We start from the raw sequence: 5,506 nt of genomic DNA, 5'->3' as shown, positions 1-5,506 counted from the left end.
GTGCTGGAGAATGGCGGCCATATCGAGATCATCGCGGCACCGGAAGAGGTCTACGACATCCGCGCCCGCGATGGCGTGCATCTGGCCGAACTCGCCTGGCATATCGGCAACCGCCATCTCGCGGCAGGCATCGAGGCCGGACGCATCCTCATCCTGCGCGACCATGTCATCAAGGCGATGCTGGAGGGGCTGGGCGCCACCGTGACCGACGTTTCCGAACCGTTCAAGCCGGTGCGCGGCGCCTATTCCGGCCATGCTGGGCAAAGCCACGATCACGGCCATGCGCATGCGCACGCCGAAGCGCACAGCCATTCTCATGGCGAAGCGCATTCCCATTCGCACAGTCATGCCGGCCATCACCACGATCATGACTGACCAGCCTTCGAACATCGCCCTGCTGCGGCTGATGGCGTGGCTGTCGCCTGCCTTTCCGGTCGGCGGCTTTTCCTACAGCCATGGTCTCGAGCGGGCGGTGCATGACGGGTTGGTTGCCGATGCCGGGAGCCTCGCCGGCTGGCTGGAGACGCTGGTCGAGATGGGCTCGGGCTGGAACGACGCCGTGCTGTTCGCCGAGAGCTGGCGCCGAGCATGCGGCACCGGTGATCTCGATGAAGTGGCGGCACTCGCCGAAGCCCTGGCCGGCTCGCGCGAACGCCATACCGAGACCATGCTCCAGGGTGGAGCCTTCCTCAAAGCGGCGGCCGCCTGGCCTAATCCGGTGCTGGAGCGCCTGCCGGCCGAATGCGCCTATTGCGTCGCCGTCGGCGCCATTGCGGGTGGCAACGGCATCGCGCTTCAGGATGCGCTGTCAGCCTTCCTGCAAACCTTCTTCTCCAACCTTGTGCAGGCAGCGATCCGGCTTGGCATCGTCGGCCAGAGCGGCGCGACCACGTTGTTAGACGGCTTCGAGCCGCTGGCCCTGGCGACCGCAAGCCGCGCCGCGCGCTCGACACTCGACGATCTCGGTGGCTGCGCCTTCGTCTCCGATGTCATGGCGATGAAGCATGAAACCCAATATTCGCGACTGTTCCGCTCATGATTTTTCTCGCCTTCTCGCTATCCTTTGTCCTGCTGCTGATCACCGTTCTGCATGTCTATTGGGGCCTTGGCGGCATCTGGCCGGGCCAGGACGCAGCCTCCTGCGCTCGCGCCGTGGTCGGCTTTCGCGGCGTCGATGAGATGCCGACGCCGTTTGCCAGTTTCGCCGTTGCCGCGTGCTTGTGCCTGGCGACACTATGGCCGCTGGCGCTCATGGGAGTCTTCGCTTCACCCTTCCCCAAGGAGGGTCTCGCCGCCACGTCGCTGCTCATCGGTCTGGTGTTCCTGGGGCGCGGCATAGCCGGCTTCACGCCATGGTGGCGGCGGCTGACGCCTGAACAGCCTTTCGCGCGGCTCGATGTCCGCTATTATTCGCCGCTGTGCCTGTTGATCGGGCTCGGCTTTGCCATCCTCGCCATCACGGAGTTTCCCGCATGACACAGACAAATGGTCCGCTGCGCGTCGGCATTGGCGGCCCGGTCGGTTCGGGCAAGACGACGCTGACCGAAAAACTGTGCAAGGCGCTGCGCGACGAGTTTTCCATCGCCGTCGTCACCAACGACATCTACACCAAGGAAGACGCCATGATGCTGGCGCGGCTGCAGGCGCTGCCCGAGGACCGCATCATGGGTGTCGAGACCGGCGGCTGCCCGCATACCGCGATCCGCGAGGATGCCTCGATCAATCTGCAGGCGATCGCGCAGATGAACAGGAAGTTCCCGGACCTCGACATCGTCTTCATCGAATCCGGCGGCGACAACCTTGCCGCCACCTTCTCGCCGGATCTCGCCGACCTGACGCTCTATGTCATCTCGGTCTGCCAGGGCGAGGAGATTCCGCGCAAGGGCGGGCCGGCGATCACCCGCTCCGATTTCCTGGTCATCAACAAAAGCGATCTGGCTCCTTACGTCAACGTCAACCTCGACGTGATGGAGAGCGACGCCGGCCGCATGCGCGGCAAGCGGCCGTTCGGCTTCACGGACCTGTCGCGCGGCAAGGGACTGCAGGAGGTGATCGATTTCATCATCGAGCATGGCGGCCTGCGAGCCGGCGCTGCCGCTGCCAGCACGGCGGCGTGAGCATCCCTGCACCAACCAAAACCGGTTGCGGGAATGGGCTGGCCACGGCATTCTTGCCGAAACCGGAGGATTTTTCGATGAGCCTTGCCCGTCTGCAAAAGGAAACGCTGACCAACCTGCCCTACTATGAGGAGCGCGTCGATCTCGCCTGTGCCTTCCGCTGGACGGCGCGGCTCAACATGCACGAGGCGGTGGCCAATCATTTCTCGCTGGCCGTCAACGATGAGGGCACACAATTCCTCATGAACCCCAACCAGGTGCATTTCTCGCGCATCAAGGCGAGCGACCTTCTGATGATCGATGCCAACGATCCGGAAACGCTCTCCGGCCCCAATGCGCCCGACCCGACGGCGTGGGGGCTGCATGGCGCCATCCATCGCAATGTGCGTCACGCGCGCTGCGTCATGCATGTGCACTCGATCCACGCTACGGTGCTGGCATCGCTCGCTGACTCGACATTGCCGCCGATCGACCAGAATTCGGCGATGTTCTTCAACCGCCATGTCGTCGACGCGCACTATGGCGGGCTGGCCTTCGAGGAGGAGGGCGAGCGCTGCTCGCAGCTTCTCGTCGATCCCAAGGTCAAGGTGATGGTGATGGGCAATCACGGCGTGCTGGTCATCGGCGACACGGTCGCCGATGCCTTCAACCGCATGTTCTATTTCGAACGCGCCGCCGAGACATACATCAAGGCGCTGTGGACCGGCCGCCCGCTGCGCACGCTTTCTGACGCGATCGCCGAAAAGGCGGCGAGCGAGATGGACGATTATCCCGGCCAGGCCGAACGCCATCTCAGCGAGTTGAAGGCGATCCTCGACGAGCAGGAACCGGTCTACCGGAATTGAGCGTCCTTCTCCCCGTGCCGTCACTATACGGGGAGAAGGTGCCGGCAGGCGGATGAGGGACGGCGCCGACCTGGGCGGTTTTCCTCAGAGCCCCAGCTCTTTCCCCAATTCCTCGGCGCTGTTGATGACGACGGCGCCGGGCGGGCCTTCCATCGGCTTTTCCGGCCAGAAGATCGTCTTCATTCCCGCCGCCAGCCCTGCCATGGCGCCCGGCCAGCTGTCGTCGATCGCCACCGCCTGCGCGGGGTCGACATCGGCCAGATACGCGGCGCGCAGGAATGGCTCGGCATGCGGCTTGCCTTCGCGCACGTCGTTGCGGCTGATCGTCTTCATGCCGGGGTAGATCAGGCCGACCATGCTCAAATTGGCGTCGACGATCATCCGGTCCGAATTCGAGACCACGGCCTGCTGGATGCCTCTTGTACGCAGCTCGTTGAAGATCTCGATCGCGCCGGGGCGCGGCTTCAAGCTCTCCACCAGCGGCAGGTAGTGTTCGTATTTGCGCAGGATCCAGTCGTCGAAAGGCAGGTCCAGGCCGAACTCGTCGCGCATCATCTCGTAGACCGGCCAGGCGGCGACGCCGAGCACGCGCTCATGCAGATCGTTCGGCGGGACAAGGCCGACATTGCGCATCGCCGCCACCAGGGCAGCTTCGTGCAGCGGTTCGCTGTCGACCAGCGTGCCGTCCATGTCCCAGAAAACCGCTTTCGGCGTCATGCGAGGCTCCTTTTTGCCATCCCTTAAAGGGTTTGAGCCGGGAGATAAACCTTCGGAGCGCAAGAACGTGCCGCCTGCCGGGACCGCAGCCAAGTCTCTTGGCGAGACAGACATCGTGGGGAGACGAGAAACTGGGCCGTGCCTACGCCGAGGGACAGCAAGCAATTGCCCCCGAGATTTGACAATTGCGCAGCAGGCCGTTCCCTGCGAAAGTGGGCATGGGCCGCTCTCATGACCGGCGGTCTCGGGAGGCAGGACTTTGAATAGCCGGCAGGATGGTGGCAGCAACAGGCTGGACGATGCGGCACGCGCCGGCTGGCTTTATTATGTTGCCGGCAACACACAGGACCAGATCGCTTCGACGCTTGGCATCTCGCGGCAAACGGCGCAGCGGCTGGTATCGCTGGCGGTGTCGGAGGGCTTGATCAAGGTTCGCGTCGACCATCCGATCGCCAACTGCCTCGATCTGGCGGCACGGCTGAGATCGCGCTTTGCGCTCGATCTGGTCGAAGTGGTGCCGAGCGACCCCAACTCGTCCTCGACCACGATCGGCATCGCCGAGGCGGCTGCCGCCGAGATCGAGCGACGGTTGCGTTCACCGACCCCGATCGTCATGGCGATCGGCACCGGGCGCACGCTGAAGGCGGCGATCGAGCAGCTGCCGCCGATGGAATGCCCGCAGCACAAGGTGGTGTCGTTGACCGGCAACATCTCGCCGGACGGCTCGGCCGCTTTCTACAACGTCATCTTCACCATGGCCGACAGGGTCAAGGCGCGTTCGTTTCCGATGCCGCTGCCGGTCATCGCCTCGTCGCCGGAGGAGCGCGAGATGCTGCTCAACCAGCCGATGATCCAGCCGACGCTTGCGCTTGCCGCCGAGGCTGACGTCACCTTCATCGGCATCGGCGACCTCGGCCCCAAGGCGCCGCTCTACGAGGACGGCTTCATTTCGGAGAGCGAATTGAAGGCGCTGCAGAAGGCCGGGGGCATCGCCGAGATCGTCGGCTGGGTGTTCGATAGGGAAGGCCGCATGATCGAGGGCATCACCAACGACCGGGTGTCGTCGGCGTCGCTGCCGTCACGCGAGAAATCGCTGGTCATCGCACTGGCGATGGGAGAACGAAAGCTGCCGGGCATTCTGGCGGCCGCGAACCGGCGGCTGATCAACGGCCTCATCACCGATGAACGGACCGCCGCCGCGCTGCTCGCCAGCATCTGACCGGAAGCACAACTGATTTGCGATAAAACCAACCGCGCTAGCTGTGCCGCCCGAAATGGTCGTTGCCATCGAGAAAACCGAGATCGCGCTGCAGATGCGGCGACAGGTCCCTGATGTCGAGATGTGCCCGTTTTTTGGCTGCGAACCAGCCGAATCCATCCGTCAGCCACGAAAACCAGCGATGATCGGGTGCGGAAGTGCATTTTTGCTGCGCCATGGTCATGATCGTCAACCTTCGCTATCCTGAACCCGAATGACGGGTTGACTGGAAATGTCGGTCTTGACGGCGGCCTTTGCCAATCGAACGTCGATAAGGACCCATAAGGAGGCTTTATGCCGGACCTCAGCTCTCGGCAGGTTTCACAGCTTCCGCCGCTGCAGGCGATCCGGGTGTTCGAAGCGGTGGCGCGGCATCTTTCCTTCACCAAGGCGGCCGAGGAACTTGCCATGACGCAAGCGGCGGTCAGCTATCAGATCAAGGTGCTGGAGGAACGGGTCGGCGCGCCGCTGTTCCTGCGCCGGCCGCGCCAGATCGCACTCACCGAGGCTGGACAGCGCCTTGCGCCAGCGGTCAGCGAGGCCTTCGCCATTCTCGGCCAGGCCTATGC

At 63.9% G+C, this 5,506-nt stretch carries 8 protein-coding genes and 1 pseudogene; 7 read left to right on the top strand and 2 right to left on the bottom strand.

The genetic code is table 11. The features are described 5' to 3' along the window. The 5 genes and pseudogenes from EN884_RS23925 to EN884_RS23905 all read left to right on the top strand — a co-directional run. Window positions 1-375: pseudogene (locus tag EN884_RS23925) on the top strand (urease accessory protein UreE); the annotation flags it as partial. After that, window positions 368-1,039, top strand: coding sequence for an urease accessory protein UreF (locus tag EN884_RS23920; protein ID WP_164895125.1), 672 nt, complete (start codon window positions 368-370; stop codon window positions 1,037-1,039). The pseudogene EN884_RS23925 and the gene EN884_RS23920, both read left to right, overlap by 8 nt. Then, the gene (locus EN884_RS23915; RefSeq protein WP_024502040.1) at window positions 1,036-1,476 is read left to right on the top strand and encodes a DUF3995 domain-containing protein; all 441 of its coding nucleotides are present in this window, start codon (window positions 1,036-1,038) and stop codon (window positions 1,474-1,476) included. Before EN884_RS23920 ends, EN884_RS23915 begins: the two co-directional genes overlap by 4 nt. Beyond that, window positions 1,473-2,117, top strand: a complete 645-nt coding sequence (gene ureG, locus EN884_RS23910) for an urease accessory protein UreG (RefSeq protein WP_013528407.1) — start codon at window positions 1,473-1,475, stop codon at window positions 2,115-2,117. Before EN884_RS23915 ends, ureG begins: the two co-directional genes overlap by 4 nt. Before the next feature lie 77 nt (window positions 2,118-2,194). Continuing rightward, window positions 2,195-2,962, top strand: coding sequence for a class II aldolase and adducin N-terminal domain-containing protein (locus EN884_RS23905; RefSeq protein ID WP_024502042.1), 768 nt, complete (start codon window positions 2,195-2,197; stop codon window positions 2,960-2,962). 84 nt (window positions 2,963-3,046) lie between these two features. Here EN884_RS23905 and EN884_RS23900 read toward each other — a convergent pair whose 3' ends face one another. Next, window positions 3,047-3,679 carry an HAD family phosphatase gene (locus EN884_RS23900; RefSeq protein WP_063169754.1) on the bottom strand — a complete coding sequence of 211 codons (633 nt, stop codon included), beginning with the start codon at window positions 3,677-3,679 and terminating at the stop codon, window positions 3,047-3,049. 259 nt (window positions 3,680-3,938) lie between these two features. Between EN884_RS23900 and EN884_RS23895 the strand changes: the two genes are divergently transcribed. Continuing rightward, window positions 3,939-4,898, top strand: coding sequence for a sugar-binding transcriptional regulator (locus EN884_RS23895; RefSeq protein WP_013528410.1), 960 nt, complete (start codon window positions 3,939-3,941; stop codon window positions 4,896-4,898). Window positions 4,899-4,935: 37 nt separating this feature from the next. Here the strand turns inward: EN884_RS23895 and EN884_RS23890 are convergent, their stop codons facing one another. Beyond that, window positions 4,936-5,121 (bottom strand): hypothetical protein, encoded by a 186-nt coding sequence (locus tag EN884_RS23890; RefSeq protein ID WP_063170431.1) that lies wholly within the window; start codon window positions 5,119-5,121, stop codon window positions 4,936-4,938. A gap of 110 nt (window positions 5,122-5,231) precedes the next feature. Between EN884_RS23890 and EN884_RS23885 the strand changes: the two genes are divergently transcribed. Further along, window positions 5,232-5,506, top strand: a 275-nt coding sequence (locus EN884_RS23885; RefSeq protein WP_128360768.1) for a LysR family transcriptional regulator, incomplete at its 3' end; no start/stop codon positions are given.

Origin of the sequence: Mesorhizobium sp. M7A.F.Ca.AU.001.01.1.1 (genome assembly GCF_004022735.1) — a bacterium.
Taxonomy (GTDB): Bacteria; Pseudomonadota; Alphaproteobacteria; order Rhizobiales; family Rhizobiaceae; genus Mesorhizobium; species Mesorhizobium ciceri.
This window is presented reverse-complemented; position numbering and strand designations above follow the sequence as displayed.

Coding starts and splice junctions, on each gene's coding strand:
- EN884_RS23920 (WP_164895125.1), top strand. CDS start 368: ATGACTGACCAGCCTTCGAACATCGCCCTGCTGCGGCTGATGGCGTGG.
- EN884_RS23915 (WP_024502040.1), top strand. CDS start 1,036: ATGATTTTTCTCGCCTTCTCGCTATCCTTTGTCCTGCTGCTGATCACC.
- ureG (WP_013528407.1), top strand. CDS start 1,473: ATGACACAGACAAATGGTCCGCTGCGCGTCGGCATTGGCGGCCCGGTC.
- EN884_RS23905 (WP_024502042.1), top strand. CDS start 2,195: ATGAGCCTTGCCCGTCTGCAAAAGGAAACGCTGACCAACCTGCCCTAC.
- EN884_RS23900 (WP_063169754.1), bottom strand. CDS start 3,679: ATGACGCCGAAAGCGGTTTTCTGGGACATGGACGGCACGCTGGTCGAC.
- EN884_RS23890 (WP_063170431.1), bottom strand. CDS start 5,121: ATGACCATGGCGCAGCAAAAATGCACTTCCGCACCCGATCATCGCTGG.